This window comes from Vibrio sp. HI00D65, from assembly GCF_001635455.1.
Classification (GTDB): Bacteria; Pseudomonadota; Gammaproteobacteria; order Enterobacterales; family Vibrionaceae; genus Vibrio.
In genome coordinates, this window is sequence record NZ_LWEH01000238.1 from 1 (window position 1) to 391 (window position 391).

Here is a 391-nt window from a genome sequence, read left to right on the forward strand (position 1 = left end):
AACTGCCACATGGTCAACACCGTAGCCTTCAAGCTCTGGCGCATTCTGATTATCAAATGCCAGTTGCACACAGTAATCGATATCAAACTGACGCTGCGCTTGGCGAATCAAGCCTAGGTAGGAGTTGTTCACCAGTACATGAATATATGGCAGCTTGAATTGAGCACCTACTGCCAGCTCCTCAATCATAAATTGGAAGTCGTAGTCGCCGGATATAGCGACGATATCGCAATCCGGATCCGCAGCTCGAACACCCAATGCAGCAGGTGTTGTCCAACCAAGCGGACCAGCCTGACCACAGTTGATCCAATGTCGAGGCTTGTACACATGAAGGAACTGCGCTGCGGCAATCTGCGATAAACCAATGGTGCTGACATAGCAAGTATCACGA

1 protein-coding gene is annotated in these 391 nt (G+C 49.6%); it reads right to left on the reverse strand.

What is annotated here, in order from left to right; all coding sequences use genetic code 11:
- On the reverse strand, nt 1-391 hold a 391-nt coding region (locus A3712_RS16780), incomplete at both ends, for a thiamine pyrophosphate-dependent enzyme (protein ID WP_231891835.1).